Origin of the sequence: Pseudonocardia cypriaca (genome assembly GCF_006717045.1) — a bacterium.
GTDB lineage: Bacteria > Actinomycetota > Actinomycetes > Mycobacteriales > Pseudonocardiaceae > Pseudonocardia > Pseudonocardia cypriaca.
This window is the reverse complement of record NZ_VFPH01000001.1, coordinates 2,060,708-2,074,048: the sequence shown is the minus strand read 5'-3', so window position 1 is coordinate 2,074,048 and position 13,341 is coordinate 2,060,708. Positions and strand designations below refer to the sequence as shown.

At 74.7% G+C, this 13,341-nt stretch carries 12 protein-coding genes; 4 read left to right on the top strand and 8 right to left on the bottom strand.

All coding sequences use genetic code 11. The features are described from left to right. Positions 1 to 61: 61 nt before the first annotated feature. From FB388_RS09825 to mraZ, 4 genes are all read right to left on the bottom strand, one after another. Positions 62 to 1,819, bottom strand: coding sequence for a peptidoglycan D,D-transpeptidase FtsI family protein (locus FB388_RS09825; RefSeq protein WP_342787887.1), 1,758 nt, complete (start codon positions 1,817 to 1,819; stop codon positions 62 to 64). Between the two features lie 92 nt (positions 1,820 to 1,911). Continuing rightward, positions 1,912 to 2,832, bottom strand: a complete 921-nt coding sequence (gene ftsL / locus FB388_RS09820) for a cell division protein FtsL (RefSeq protein ID WP_142099612.1) — start codon at positions 2,830 to 2,832, stop codon at positions 1,912 to 1,914. Positions 2,833 to 2,881: 49 nt separating this feature from the next. Next, positions 2,882 to 3,862 carry a 16S rRNA (cytosine(1402)-N(4))-methyltransferase RsmH gene (gene rsmH, locus FB388_RS09815; RefSeq protein WP_142099610.1) on the bottom strand — a complete coding sequence of 327 codons (981 nt, stop codon included), beginning with the start codon at positions 3,860 to 3,862 and terminating at the stop codon, positions 2,882 to 2,884. Positions 3,863 to 4,028: 166 nt separating this feature from the next. Next, positions 4,029 to 4,460 (bottom strand): division/cell wall cluster transcriptional repressor MraZ, encoded by a 432-nt coding sequence (mraZ, locus tag FB388_RS09810; protein WP_142102839.1) that lies wholly within the window; start codon positions 4,458 to 4,460, stop codon positions 4,029 to 4,031. A gap of 439 nt (positions 4,461 to 4,899) precedes the next feature. Between mraZ and FB388_RS09805 the strand changes: the two genes are divergently transcribed. From FB388_RS09805 to FB388_RS09795, 3 genes are read left to right on the top strand one after another with little or no spacing between them, the layout of a single operon-like run. Further along, a complete protein-coding gene (locus FB388_RS09805) occupies positions 4,900 to 5,898 on the top strand; it encodes an AAA family ATPase (RefSeq protein WP_142099608.1) in 999 nt (332 codons plus the stop codon). A gap of 3 nt (positions 5,899 to 5,901) precedes the next feature. Further along, positions 5,902 to 7,146, top strand: a complete 1,245-nt coding sequence (locus tag FB388_RS09800; RefSeq protein ID WP_142099606.1) for a DUF58 domain-containing protein — start codon at positions 5,902 to 5,904, stop codon at positions 7,144 to 7,146. Next, complete coding sequence (locus FB388_RS09795; RefSeq protein ID WP_142099603.1) at positions 7,143 to 9,530, top strand: transglutaminase TgpA family protein; 2,388 nt, start codon at positions 7,143 to 7,145, stop codon at positions 9,528 to 9,530. Before FB388_RS09800 ends, FB388_RS09795 begins: the two co-directional genes overlap by 4 nt. Before the next feature lie 108 nt (positions 9,531 to 9,638). Here FB388_RS09795 and FB388_RS09790 read toward each other — a convergent pair whose 3' ends face one another. Beyond that, the gene (locus FB388_RS09790; RefSeq protein WP_142099601.1) at positions 9,639 to 10,019 is read right to left on the bottom strand and encodes a DUF3040 domain-containing protein; all 381 of its coding nucleotides are present in this window, start codon (positions 10,017 to 10,019) and stop codon (positions 9,639 to 9,641) included. Between the two features lie 395 nt (positions 10,020 to 10,414). Continuing rightward, on the bottom strand, positions 10,415 to 11,176 hold the full coding sequence (locus FB388_RS09785) for a class I SAM-dependent methyltransferase (RefSeq protein ID WP_142099599.1): 762 nt from the start codon (positions 11,174 to 11,176) through the stop codon (positions 10,415 to 10,417). Between the two features lie 300 nt (positions 11,177 to 11,476). On the opposite strand from FB388_RS09785, the gene FB388_RS09780 reads away from it, so the two are divergent. Further along, on the top strand, positions 11,477 to 12,334 hold the full coding sequence (locus FB388_RS09780; RefSeq protein WP_142102837.1) for a ParA family protein: 858 nt from the start codon (positions 11,477 to 11,479) through the stop codon (positions 12,332 to 12,334). A gap of 22 nt (positions 12,335 to 12,356) precedes the next feature. Here FB388_RS09780 and FB388_RS09775 read toward each other — a convergent pair whose 3' ends face one another. Next, positions 12,357 to 12,812 (bottom strand): SAV_6107 family HEPN domain-containing protein, encoded by a 456-nt coding sequence (locus tag FB388_RS09775; protein WP_170225549.1) that lies wholly within the window; start codon positions 12,810 to 12,812, stop codon positions 12,357 to 12,359. A 20-nt stretch (positions 12,813 to 12,832) separates the two neighbouring features. After that, complete coding sequence (locus tag FB388_RS09770; RefSeq protein ID WP_142099597.1) at positions 12,833 to 13,147, bottom strand: hypothetical protein; 315 nt, start codon at positions 13,145 to 13,147, stop codon at positions 12,833 to 12,835. Positions 13,148 to 13,341 lie beyond the last annotated feature (194 nt).

Genomic DNA, 13,341 nt, shown 5'->3' with positions numbered 1-13,341 from the left:
GCGCCGGACGGCCTGCCGGGCGCGTCGGTCGGCGCCGGCCCGTTCGGCACGATCATCCGGCCTACGGCAGCTGCAGGGTCTGGACCGGCGGCTGCTGGTCGGTCACGGGCAGGCGCTCGCGCTGGGCGAGGTAGGTGGCGATGTCGTGGAACAGTGGCGCCGCGCTCGAACCGGCGCGCGGGGCGTCGAGCATCATCGCGATGACGTAGCGCGGGTTCTCGGCGGGCAGCATCCCCGCGAAGGTGATCCAGTGCAGCTGCCGGGAGTAGCAGCCGCAGGCGGGGTCCACCTGCTGCGCCGTCCCGGTCTTCCCGGCCACCACGTACCCGGGCACGGCGGCCTGGTAGCCCGTACCGCGCTGGCCGTGGGCGTCCTGGGTGACCGCGGTGAGCATCGTCCGCAGTGCCGCGGCGGTCTGGGGCGAGATCACCCGCACGGGCTCGGGTGCCGGCGGGGTGACCTGCACGCCGTCCGGGCCCGTGGTGCTCGCGACGATCCGCGGTGGCACGCGCACCCCGTCGTTCGCGACGGTCTGGAGGATCCCGGCCATCTGCAGCGTCGTGACCGTCAGTCCCTGCCCGATCGGCAGGTTCCCGAACGTCGAACCGGACCACGACTCGCGCGGCGGCACCTGGCCCGGCTCCTCGCCGGGCAGGCCGACACCGGTCCGCTGGCCGAGGCCGAAGCGGGCGAGCATGTCGGCGAACCGCTCCTCCCCCACCTTCTGCGCCGTCATGATGGTGCCGACGTTCGACGACTTCGCCAGCACCCCGGTCAGCGTGAACTGCTCGGTGCCGTGGTCCCACGCGTCCCGGATCGTGCGGTCGGCCACCCGGATGCTGCCCGGCACCGTGAGGACGTCGTTGGGCGTGGCGATGCCGTCCTCGATGGCCGCGGCCATCGTGATGACCTTGTTGACCGACCCGGGCTCGAACGTGTCCTGCACGGCGGTGTTGCCCAGCTGCCCGGGCGCCGCGGTGGACAGGTCGCGCGGGTCGAAGGTCTGGCCGTTCGCCATGGCCAGCACCTCGGACGTGTGCGCGTCCAGGACCACCGCCGACGAGGTCGGCTTCGCCCCGGTGCGCAGCACGTGGTCCGCGAGCGCCTGCTGCACGGTGTACTGCAGGTCGGAGTCGAGGGTGAGCTGCAGGTCAGAGCCCTGCACGGCCGCCCGCTCGAACCGGGTGCTCCCCGGGATCACGGCGTTGGAGTTCTCCGCGGTGTCCACGACCCGCAGCCCCTCGAAACCGGCGAGCAGGTTGTCCTGCGAGCTCTCCAGCCCGACGCGGCCGGTGAGCTTGCGCTCGTCGGTGTTCCAGGTGGCGGTGCCGATCACGTTCGCGGCGAGGGTGCCGCCCGGGTACTGCCGATCCTCCCGCCGTTCCTCCGCGATCTCGGGGAACCGGTCCCGCAGGGTGCGTGCGACGTCGGGGGTGACGAGCTTGGCGAGCACGACGTAGCCGCGGTCGCTCGTGAGCAGCTCGACGAGCTCGTTCTGGTCCTGCCCGGTGGCCCTGGCGATCGCGGCGGCCATCTCCGCCGCGTAGCGGGGCGCGTCGGGACCGCGGGTCTGGGTGATCATCCGCGGGTTCGTGACGAGCGCGCGGGCGTCCACGCTGAACGCGAGCGGCTCACCGGTGCGGTCCAGGATCGCGCCACGCTCGGCGGGCAGCCGGATGTTGGTGGTCGACTGGCGCTGCGAGGCAGCGCGCAGCTCACCGGCCTCCACCGTCTGCACGACCACGAGCTTGAGCGTCGCGATCGCCAGCACGATGACGAGCAGCACGCGGCCGATCCGGAGCCGGCGAGCGCTCAGCACCGCCTGGTCCGGCGGGCGCCGAGGCGGTCTCGGCGACGACACCTGCCGGGCCGCCGCACCGGCGGCCCGGGGCCGGGGCGGGGCCGACGGCATCAGCCGGCGTCCGTCCTGCCGCCACCCGCGCGGGCCGCTGTGCCCGGCGCGGCACCCTGCGCCTGCGTGCTCCGCGCCTGCGAGCCCTGTGTCGACTCACCCGTCGACTCGCGCTGCGCCGACTCACGCTGCGCCGACTCACGCTGCGCCGACTCACGCTGCGCCGACTCACCCTGGCCGGCGTCCTCGGCCGACGCGTCGTCGCCATCGACCGCCGCGGCCCCGGCCTCTTCGGTGTCGGGCGCGGCGAGCTGTGCCGTGCCGTCCGGAACCGCCGCCCCGGGTACCGCCCCCTCCGGCGTGCTCCCGTCGGTGCCACCCTCGGCGGGCGGCTGGGCGCCTGCGGGCGGTGCGGGCGGGGCCGGTGGCGGCGGGGGGACCGCGGCCCGCGGCTGCCCCACCACGTCGACGTTCCCGTCGACGGCCACCACGAGCCGCGCCGGGTCGCGCACCGGCACCATGCCCAGCTCGCCCGCACGGCGGGCCAGCTCGGGCGCCGACGCGAGCACCGCGACCTCCTGCTTGAGGCGCTCGGCCTGCTCGCTGAGCACCCGCGCCTCCGCCGTGGCGTCCTGGAGCTGGTAGGAGTCGGCGGCCGCTGCCGTCGAGAGCCACAGCGTGGCCACCAGCCCGGCGGCGAGCAGCACCATGATCAGCAGCACGAACTGCGGCCGCCCCGCAGGAGCCGCGCCCCGGGCGGGACGCGCACCGGTGACGCGCCGCACCCGCTCGTCGCGGCGCGCGTACGCCTTCTGCTGGGCCGAGCGCCGCTCGGCACCCACCCCCGGATCGAGGACGGGTACGACGGGGGCGGCGGCCGCCCCATCGGCAGCACCCCCTGTGAATCCCCGCTGCGCGGGGATGGCCGCGGTGCGGCCGCGCACGGCGGTGCGCCCGCGCTCGGTGACTGGAGCACTCATGGCACCACCCCGTTCCGGACCAGCTGAATCGGATGTTCCTGATGGACCGTCACGCCGCCTCCCGGATGCGTTCGGCGGCACGCAGGCGGACCGGCGCCGCCCGCGGGTTCTCGCTGATCTCGTCCGCGCTCGCCTGCTCGGCCCCGCGGCTGAGCAACCGGAGCTCGGGTCCGTGGCCGGGCAGTTCGACCGGCAGGTCCACCGGCGTGCGGGACGACGCACGCGCCGCCAGCTCCCGCTTGACCATGCGGTCCTCGAGCGAGTGGTAGGCGAGCACGACGATCCGCCCGCCGACGGCGAGCGCGTCGATCGCCGCGGGAAGCGCGGCACGCAGCGCCTCCAGCTCACCGTTGACCTCGATCCGCAGCGCCTGGAACGTGCGCTTCGCGGGATGGCCACCGGTGCGCCGGGACGCCGCGGGAACCACGTCGTAGAGCAGCTCGACCAGCTCGCTGCTGCGCCGCAGCGGCGCCTTCTCCCGCCTGCGGGCGACGGCGGCCGCGATCCGGCCCGCGAAGCGCTCCTCGCCGTACTCGCGCAGCACCCTCGCCAGCTGCGGCACCGAGTAGGAGTTGAGGACCTCGGCTGCGGTCGGGCCCGTCGTGGGGTCCATCCGCATGTCGAGGTCGGCGTCGCGGGAGTAGGAGAAGCCGCGCTCGTCGGCGTCGAGCTGCAGCGACGAGACGCCGAGGTCGAACAGCACGCCGTCGACCCGGGGAAGCCCCAGTTCCCCGAGTACGTCGGCGATGCGGTCGTACACGGCGTGCACGAGGTGGATCCGGTCGGCGTGCGCGGCGAGCCTGCGCCCGGCCATCGCGAGCGCCTCCGGGTCGCGGTCGAGCCCCACCAGCGTCAGCCGCGGGTGCTCTGCGAGCAGCGCGGCGGCGTGGCCACCGAGCCCGAGGGTGGCGTCGACGAGGACCGCCGGCCGGTCGGCGAGCGCCGGCCGCAGGAGCTCGGCGACCCGGGGCAGGGCCACGGGGACGTGCCTGGCCCCAGCTGGCCCGTCCTCGTGGTCGTGCTGCCCCACCGCACACCTCCCTGCCCCGTGTCGCCGCCCCCGCGCCGCCCCCGCGCCGTCTCGGGCTGCCTCCCGGCGATGCCTCCACCCGGCAGACCTGGCACCGGGGAAGGTGCGCCAGGGCTACCGGGTGGTGGCACCGGCGGGTTGGATGTCACCCGCGTACGCCTCGTGCTCAGATCAGTCCGGGGAGCACCTCCTCCTGTGCCTTCGCATAGGTGTCCTCGTGCTGTTCCTGGTACCGCTGCCATGCCTCGGCGTCCCAGATCTCGGCGCGGGTGAACGCGCCGATCACCACGCACTCCTTCGTCAGCCCCGCGTAGCGGCGCAGCTCGGGCGTGATGGCGATGCGACCCTGGGAGTCGGGGTTCTGCTCGTCGGTGCCGGAGAAGAGGTTGCGCTGGAAGACGCGGGCCGACTCGCTCGTCAACGGCGCCGACGCGACCTTCTGCGCGAGCTCGGCGAAGGCTTCGCGGGTGAACACGTACAGGCAGTGGTCCTGCCCCTTCGTGATCATCAGCCCGCCTCGCAGCTCGTCGCGGAATTTCGCGGGCAACGTGAGCCGCCCCTTGTCGTCCAGCTTCGGGGTGTAGGTGCCGAGGAACACCGGCCCCACCTCCACCTGCGGCCCCGTTGTGCCCCAGCGATCACCACATTACCCCACTTCGCCCCACCGTCAACTCGGACAACCGCTCGTCGTTCGGGAAAGAACACGGAAAACACCTGGTCAGGCGCGGTGGGGCAACGTGGGGGACCACCCGCTCGCGCGACGGCTGACAGACACGGACGGTGAGCGTCGAGCCCGTCCGGCGGCCGATTGACCCTGCTGCTGCCCGCATTCCGCCCCCCGTACGGCGCACGAACAGCCCAGTGGCGGACGCGGTGGGGCAGAGTGGGGAAACTCTGCGGTACCCCATCGGAGGGAGATACGCGCAGCTGTTTGACAGACTGGACACGCGTCTCGCCCCCACGGGACGTGTGAACGACCACGGAGGAGGTCTCGTGGCCGAGCTTGTGAGGTCACCGTCGTCGGCAGAGGCGCAGTCGTGACCGCCACGAGCAGCCGCCCCGGACTCGACGGTGACACCGGCGCCGGGATCGGCGACGTGGCGGAGCTGTGCGGCCGGATCGCGGGCAACGTGCAGCGGGTCATCGTCGGCAAGCCGGACGTGGTGCGGGTCGCCCTCGTCACGCTGCTCGCCGAGGGCCACCTGCTCGTCGAGGACGTGCCCGGCGTCGGCAAGACGTCGCTCGCCAAGGCGCTCGCGCGGTCCATCGACTGCTCGGTCAGCCGCGTGCAGTTCACCCCGGACCTGCTCCCGGGCGACATCACCGGCCTGTCCATCTTCAACCGGCAGACCACGGAGTTCGAGTTCCGGCCCGGCCCGGTCTTCGCCAACATCGTGATCGCCGACGAGATCAACCGCGCCTCGCCGAAGACGCAGTCGGCGCTGCTGGAGTGCATGGCCGAGCACCAGGTCACCGTCGACGGCGCCACCTACGCGCTCGCCAGCCCCTTCATGGTTGTCGCCACGCAGAACCCGGTGGAGATGGACGGCACCTACCCACTCCCCGAGGCCCAGCGCGACCGCTTCACCGCGCGCGTCAGCGTCGGCTACCCCGACCTCGCGGCCGAGCTCGCCATGGTCGACGAGCACAGCGCGGCCGATCCGCTCGAGATGCTGCGGCCGGTCACCGACGCGCGGCGGGTCCGGATGGTGGTCGACATCGTTCGCCGGGTCCGGGTCAGCCCGGAGGTGCGCCAGTACTGCGTCGAGTTGGTCGGCACCACCCGCCGCATCCCGGACGTCCGGCTCGGCGCGTCCCCGAGGGCCACCCTGCAGCTGGTGCGGGCGGCGCGCGCGCAGGCCGCGCTCGCCGGCCGCGGCTTCGTGGTGCCCGACGACGTGCAGGCCGTGGCGGTGCCGGTGCTGGCCCACCGGCTGATGCTCACGCCCGACGCGCTGGCCTCCCGCCGCTCCGCCGTCGACATCGTCCGCAGCCTGCTCGGGCGCCACCCGGTACCGGCACACCGGGGCGGCTGAGGCGTGGCCTCCCGCAGCCGCTTGTCCGGCCTCACCACGCGCGGGCGCTGCCTTCTGGCGGGTGGCGGCGCCACCGCCGTGTGCGCCGTCATCCTGGACGAGCGCGACCTGCTGCGCGTCGGCGTGTTCGTGGCGCTGCTGCCGCTGCTCGCCCTGCTGCTCGCTTCTCGCAGCCGTCGCAACGTCCGCGTCGAGCGCGTGCTCGATCCGCCGAGGGTGCCGGTCGGCGCCCAGGTGGACGTCGAGCTGCAGCTCGCGGGCGGCCCGCTGCTCGGGGCGCTGCGGTTGGCCGATGGTGCACCGGACGCCGCAGGCCCGCAGGCCGACGCCCCGCCGCGCTTCACGGTGCACCGGCTCTCCAGCCGCGGCACCGCCACCCTGACCTATCCCCTCCAGCCGGTGCTGCGCGGCGTGCACCGGGTGGGCCCGCTCACCGGCACCGTCACCGACCCGCTCGGCCTCGCCGAGTTCGACCAGGAGCTCGCCGAGCCCCAGCGGCTCGTCGTCCTCCCCCGGGTCGTCCCGCTGCGCGGCGTGCCGCCTGCACTCGGCGCGGGCGAGGGCACGGCCGGAGCCGCCCTCAGCCACCAGGGCCAGGGCGCCACCGACGTGCTGATCCGCGCGTACCGGCAGGGCGACGAGCTGCGGCGGGTGCACTGGCGCAGCAGCGCCCGGCACGGCGAGCTGATGGTGCGGCTCGAGGAGCGGCCCTGGCGCGGCGGGATGACCCTGCTGCTCGACCGCCGCGACGCAGCGCATCGCGGGCGGGGTGCCGACTCGAGCCTCGAGTTCGCCGTCAGCCTCGCGGCCAGCGTGTGCATGCACCTCTTCGCGCGCGGCGAGCCGGTCACGCTCGTCACCGAGGACGGCATCGAGCTCACGCCGCCGGGTTCCGCCTTCGGCCGCGAGCAGGTGCTCGACGCGCTCGCCGGCCTGCGCCCGTCCGCGCGCACCGATCTCGGCGGTCCGGAGCTCACCAGTGGCACCGAGGTGCTGGCCGTGCTGGGCGCCATCGCCCCCGGGCAGGTCGAGGCCCTGTGCTCGCGCCACCCCGCCGGGGGCCACGCGGTGCTCTGCGACACCGCCACCTGGGATCCCGCGGGCGGTCGCAGCAGCGCCGTCGAGAGCACGTCGGCGCTGCGCCGCGCGGGCTGGCACGTCGCGGTGGCCACCGCGGCCATGACGCCGGCACACGTGTGGGACCAGCTGGTCGCAGGCGCCGCGCCCGCATTCTCGGGTCGGCGATGACGCGCCCCGCTCCCCCACCCCGGCAGCGCCGGGACCAGGAGGCCCCGCCGCGCAGCCGGGCCGCCACCGCCACGGTCCCGCGCCAACGCCCGGCCGCAGAGGAGCCGGTACGCCCCTCCGCCCAGGAGCCCGCGCCGCCGCCCGCCCCGGAACCGGCTGCGCCGGCACGTCGCGTGCCGTGGGTCGCCACGCTCGCGAGCGGCGTGGCGGTGCTGCTGGCCGGTGGTCCGGTCACCGCCGTCATCCAGGGCACCTCCTGGTTCGGGTACGCGCTCGTGGCCGTCGCGGTCGTGGTCGCCGCAGGTCTGCTGCTGCACCGCCTCGGTCCCGTCGTCACCGTGATCGGCCAGTGCGCGGCCGTGCTCGTCGTCCTCACGGTCTTCTTCGCCGACGGTGCCCTGCTCGGGTTCCTGCCGGGCCCCGCGGCGTTCGGCCACTTCGGCGCGCTCGTCACCGGTGCGGGCCAGCAGATCAACACGAGCACGGCCCCCGTCGCGGCCACCCCGGAGATCCTCTTCCTCCTCACGGCCGCGTTCGGGCTGCTCACGGTCGGCGTGCACGGGGCCGCGGTCCTCGCGGGCGCCCCCGCGGCGGCCGGGGTACCGCTGCTCGCGGTCTTCGCGGTGCCGGCGGCGCTGGCCGACCAGATCCTGCCGTGGTGGGCCATGGCGGGCGCCGCCGTCGGCTTCGGCCTGCTGCTGGTCGCCGCAGGCGCGTTGCACAGCCAGCTCACCGGGGGCACCGCGCTCGTGGCCTGTGCCGTCGTCGTAGCGCTCGGCGTCGGCGCCGTCACCCCGTTCATCGGCACGGCCGGGCGGTTCGCGGGCGACGGTGGGAGCGGGCCGGCCGGCTCGATCGGCCTCACGCCGTTCACGGCGCTGCGCGGGCAGCTCGAGCAGGCCACCCCAGCCGAGCTGTTCGAGGTGCGCGGCCTCCGGCGCCCCACCTACCTGCGCGCGCTCACCCTGCGCCAGTACGTCCCCGACCGGGGGTGGGAGGCCACCCGGCCCGCGCCCGGGATCCCGCTACCGGGCCCCGTGCAGCAGCAGCCGGACGTGCCGGGTGACTTCGTCGACGTCGAGATCAGCAACGAGGCCTTCCGCGACTACTGGCTGCCGCTCTACGGCGAGCCCATCGACGTCGCCGACCTCCCCGAGACCCAGTGGCTCTACGACGCCTCCAGCGGCACCGGCTACACCGGCAGGCCCCGCCAGGAGGACGGCTGGCGGCAGCGCGCGATCCTCCCCACCCCCTCGATGCAGGAGCTGCGCGCCGCCCAGGGCATCGAAGGCGTGGGGCTCGAGTACCTCGACACCACGGGCGTCGACCCGCGCGTCGGCAACATCGCGCAGGAGGTCATCGGCAACGCGGGCCCCGGCTTCGACCGGGTGTTCGCCATCCAGAGGTGGTTCGCCGGTCCCGGCTCCCAGTTCACCTACAGCCTCCAGACCAAACCCGGCTCCGGCGACGACGCGCTCGTCGAGTTCCTGACCGTCGGCAAGACCGGCTACTGCGAGCAGTTCGCCTCGGCCATGGCCGTGATGCTGCGGACCGTCGGCGTGCCGGCGCGGGTCGCGATCGGGTTCACGGCGGGCACCGACCAGGGTGACCACCGCACGATCACCACGGCCGACGCGCACGCGTGGGTGGAGGCGTGGTTCCCGCGCATCGGCTGGACGGCGTTCGACCCCACTCCCCTCACCGACGGCCGCCGGATCGACCCGCCCTACGTGGCGGAGGCCGAGTCCGAGCAGGCGAACCAGGAGAGCGACCAGGCCGAGGCGGCGCCCACCCTCGAGCCGCAGCCGGCCGACGAGCAGGCCCCTGAACCCGTCACGCCCGAGGCGGACCAGCCGGAAGCGGCGGCGCCGTCCGCCGTCTCCCCTGGCGTCGACATCCCGCTGTGGCCGTTCATCGCCGCGCTCGTGGCGGCGGTGGCCGCGCTAGTACCGGCGATGATGCGGATCCGCGATCGCAGACGCCGGCTCGCCGCCGTGGCCCGCGGCGGCGAGGAAGCCGCCGGGGCGGGCTGGGAGGAGCTCCTCGCCGAGTCGACCGACCGCGGTGCCGAGTGCCCGCCGAGCGACACCGTCCGCGCAGCGGCCCGCCGCCTGGTGCGCGAGCACAACCTCGAGCCGGACGCCCAGCAGGCGCTGCGTCAGGTGATCGGGGCGGTCGAGGCGAGCTGGTTCGGCGGAACCCACCCCGGCCCGGGTGAGCTCGACGTGCCGGTGCGCGCGGTGGCGGCCGGGATCGCGGCGGGCAGCGGGCTGTCGCTGCGGGGCAGGCTCCTGCCCCGGTCGGTGGTGCAGCGCGTGCGGGCACGCCGGTCGGAGTCGCAGGCCCGGGCGGGCACCCGCTCCGAGGCCGTCACGACCCGCTGAAACTCACGGCGCGGAAACGCGCCCGGGCGAACACACCCTTGAAACACACCACGGACTCCGCACATACCGGACTGGGATGTGCGGAGTCCGCGGGATGCGTGCTGCCGGTTATTCCTGCTCGAAGCGGCGGCGGAAGCGCTCTTCCATCCGACCGGTGAAGCGGTTCTTGTCCGGCTCGGCGTTCTTCGCCGGTGCGGCCTGGCCGTTCGCGCCCACCGATGTGACGGCGAGTACGGCTCCTCCGAGCATCATGAGGAACCCGACCACGCTCAGCACCGGGAAGCTGCCCAGCCACAGCTGGGGTACGGCTACGCCGACGACGAGCAGCACGAGGCCGACGACGAAGAGCGCGACGCCCTGGAGGCGGCGGCGACGCGTCGGCTTGCGCAACCGTCCACCACGCACGGTCGACGCGAACTTCGGGTCCTCGGCGTAGAGAGCGCGCTCGATCTGTTCGAGCAGCCGCTGCTCGTGCTCGGAGAGGGGCACGGCTTCACCTCCGGCACTGTTCATCCTGTCGGGTCATATTCCATGGTGCCGGAACGACGCGACGAGCGCCCAGGCTGGGCGTCTGATGATGAGGATACGAGCCAGAACGCCCGCCGACTACCCGGACTCGTCGAGCGGACGGGTCGATCTTTCCCGATCATCGGACGCGCACGGTGACCGGGCGCTCCCTGGAGCCTCCCGGGCGGCATCATCCCAGGTGCGAGACCCGGAAACGGGTGGGTACGCCGGCGGACACGCCGCGTGCCGACTCCGTCACATGCGGTCCGGCGCGGCGCGACACCGCCGTGTCACGGCCGTGATCGTGCCGTGATCTCCTCCGTGCGCCGTCGACGAGCGGCGCAACCGGTGCGCCGAAGCGCGCCCCGGGCCCTGCGTCAGACGCGGCGGGCCATGGCGTGCAGGCGGGCGGCGACGTCGAGCAGCGGCGCAGCGGCGGCGGCCAGGTGCTCCAGCTCGGCCACCTCCCGCGCGGCGGACGGGCCGCCGTCGCGGACGGAGCCGGGGATCCAACCGTCCAGCACACCGTCGCCCTGCAGCACATCGACCCGCAGCGGGCCGGCCGACTCCAGGAGCGCGCGCAAGGTGCCGGCGTCGAGCCGCCTGCGCAGCGCGTCGTCGGGTCCGAACCGCCCGTCGGGGTCGACCAGCAGCGCCCGAGCCTCGGCGAGCCTGCCGGCGAGGGCGCGTGCCAGCACCGCGGCATAGCGCCCGGCGACGAGCACCGAGACCGCCCCTCCCTCGGCCGTGGCGGTGGCGAGAGCGGACACCGCGGCCGCGGCGTCGTCCACGACCTCGAGCAGGCCGTGGCCGAGGACCAGGTCGGCGCCTCCGGCCGGGGCGACGTCGGCGAGCGCGTCCACATCGCCCTGCACCGGCGTGACGAGCTCGTGCACCCCCGCGTCCCGCGCCCTCCGCTGGAGAGCGGCGAGCGCGTTCGGGCTGTTGTCCACGACGGTGACCGCACAGCCGAGGCGCGCGAGCGGCACCGCCCACGCACCACTGCCGCCGCCGACGTCGAGCACGCGGGGGACCTCCCCCGGCCGCCGGTCGCGCACGCTGGTGATCTCGGCCGCGAGGGTGCGGTGCACCGCGCCGCCGTCGACGCCGGCCACCTCGGCCGCCGGGCCACTCACCATGCGAGCATCACGGGCGCAGCCTAGTGGTTCCGACCGGGTCTCCGGCCGCGGCCGGGTGTTCGGCGCGCCCACCGGGGCGCCGCTCGATGCGGGAGCGGACCGGACATCACGATCTGCATCACCCCGGCCGGCGTCGACCTGAGCAGGGGTTCCACCTGCCGCCGAACCCGTTCACGTCGTCCTCGCGGGTGCGAATCGTGGCGGGCGCCCACCTCCCTGTGACAGAACGAGTTCGGGCTGCGCGTCCACAGCTCCCGGTCGGGGGCGTTGCCCCCACCCGAACGAGGTAGGTTGATCGCCGTGCTGGTGGTGGCCACATTGAGCTTGAAGGGCGGGGTCGGGAAGACCACCGTCGCGCTCGGGCTCGCCGGTGCGGCGCTGCAGCACGACGTGCGCACGCTCGTGGTGGACCTGGATCCCCAGGCCAACTCGACGATCGCCCTCGACCCGGCGCCCACCACGGCCACGGTGGCCGACGTGCTCGACGAGCCGCGCCGCTCGGTGCTGCACAGCGCGATCGCCCGGAGCGGCTGGGGTGACGCCGTGGACGTGCTCGTCGGCGCCGAGCAGACCGAGCGGCACAACCATCCCGACCCGAGCCCCAAGCAGCTGGACCAGCTGCGGCGGGCGCTGCAGCGGCTCACGCACCCCGAAGGGCTGCTGGGCGACCGCATCGGCGACGGTGCCGACGAGCCGTACCGGCTGGTGATCATCGACTGCCCGCCGTCGCTGGGGCAGCTCACCCGGAGTGCGCTCGCCGCGGCACACCGCGCGGTGCTGGTGACGGACCCGACGATGTTCGCGGTGTCGGGCGTGCAGCGCGCCTTCGACGCCGTGCAGACCGAGCGCCAGCGGGGCAACCACGACCTGCAGCCGCTCGGCGTGCTGATCAACCGGGTGCGACCGCGCAACACCGAGCACGAGTTCCGGATCAGCGAGCTGCGGGAGCTGTTCGGCCCGCTCGTGCTCACCGGGGTGCTGCCCGACCGCTCGGCCATCCAGCAGGCCCAGGGCGCGTGCATGCCCATCCAGCGCTGGGACACGCCCGGCGCGCGGGAGGCCTCGGCCGTGTTCACCCTCCTGCTGGGCCGGGTGCTGCGCAGCGACCGCCGCCGCGACCCGTCCGAAGCGCTCGCGGCACCGCCCGCCACCCGCTGACGACACGATCAGCGAGCGGAACTCAGCGCACCGGAACCGACGCCGTGACGAGGCCGACGAACTGTTCGGCCTGGCGCAGCATGTCGTCGGCGTCGCGCTTTCCCACGAGCCGGGCGATCCCCGCCTCGGCCGCCGCCCGGGTGGCCGAGCAGGCCGAGAAGAAGGCCGCCCACTCGGCGAGCTCCGGCGCGACCTCGGCGAGCAGCTCCCATACGTTGCGGGTGGCGCCGCGCCGGGGCTGCGGGCGCGCCCGCACCGCGAGCACCGCGGCCCCCGCGCGTAGCGCGGCCAGGTAGGCCGCCGGGTAGCGGTGCAGCGGGTCCTCGGCCCGGTGGGCCTCCGCGAGCCCGTCGGCCGCCTGGCGCAGCAGCCCCAGGGCAGCACGGGACGTGGGCGCAGCGGCCGGACCGGGGCCGGGTCGGGCCCGCGCCGGCCCCGTGCGCTGCGTGGGCACACGTGCCGTTGTCGTGATGGTCATCGTCGCCTCCTCCATGCCTCTCAGTCGGCAACCCGAACGAGGTCCCACACGCCGGGGCCGGCGCGCATGCGCAGCACGAACTCCCGGGCGGGCGCCTCCGGCTCGCCCGCGGACCTGGCCAGCACCCGCCAGCACCGGAGCCGGTCGCCCCCGACCGGCATGGGCGACGGGAACGGCCACGGCGACTCCTCGATCCAACGCTCCCGCACGTCCGTGATCAGGTAGCGCGGGCCGCGCCGCATCGGCCTGCGCTGGAACTCGACGGGCTCACCGTCCTGCCACCGCACCTGCACCGGCGTGGGCTGGCGCGATCCGAAGAGGTTGAACGGACTCATCGCACACCCTCACTCACCGGCATACGCTCCTCCCCCGGCACGGTTCGCCGCACCCGGTGGCGGGGCGCTTCCCCCGCCCCACCGACCGGGGCGTCGAGATCGAACGCATGTTCGACCGATGTCCAGTGAAGCGTGCCGCGGCTTCTGCGTCAAGTCCGGGCCACCGCGGTGTGCCCGGGCCCCCGGACGTGGTG

Bases quoted from the DNA above. Each gene is read 5' to 3' on its own strand.
- ftsL (WP_142099612.1), bottom strand. From the start codon at position 2,832: ATGAGTGCTCCAGTCACCGAGCGCGGGCGCACCGCCGTGCGCGGCCGC.
- FB388_RS09795 (WP_142099603.1), top strand. From the start codon at position 7,143: ATGACGCGCCCCGCTCCCCCACCCCGGCAGCGCCGGGACCAGGAGGCC.
- FB388_RS09785 (WP_142099599.1), bottom strand. From the start codon at position 11,176: ATGGTGAGTGGCCCGGCGGCCGAGGTGGCCGGCGTCGACGGCGGCGCG.
- FB388_RS09775 (WP_170225549.1), bottom strand. From the start codon at position 12,812: ATGACCATCACGACAACGGCACGTGTGCCCACGCAGCGCACGGGGCCG.
- FB388_RS09770 (WP_142099597.1), bottom strand. From the start codon at position 13,147: ATGAGTCCGTTCAACCTCTTCGGATCGCGCCAGCCCACGCCGGTGCAG.